The following is a 307-nucleotide window of genomic DNA, read 5'->3' on the forward strand; positions in this document are numbered from 1 at the left end:
AATGAAACCCGGCACCATACAGGAGAGAAGAATGAAACCCGGCACCATACAGACGAGAAGAACGAAACCCGGCACCATACAGACGAGAAGAATGAAACCTGGAACCATACAGACGAGAAAAATGAAACCTGGCACCATATAGGAGAGAAGAATGAAACCCGGCACCATACAGGAGAGAAAAATGAAACCCGGCACCATACAGGAGAGAAGAATGAAACCCGGCACCATACAGACGAGAAGAACGAAACCCGGCACCATACAGACGAGAAGAATGAAACCTGGAACCATACAGACGAGAAAAATGAAA

The 307-nt window shown here is 46.9% G+C and carries 1 protein-coding gene; it reads right to left on the reverse strand.

The window, feature by feature from the left end; all coding sequences use genetic code 11:
- Window positions 1-292 (reverse strand): pentapeptide repeat-containing protein (locus tag AC1VNY_RS42965; RefSeq protein ID WP_482409751.1); only part of this gene is annotated, 292 nt, incomplete at its 3' end.
- Between the last annotated feature and the right edge of the window lie 15 nt (window positions 293-307).

The organism is Bradyrhizobium ferriligni (assembly GCF_056837965.1).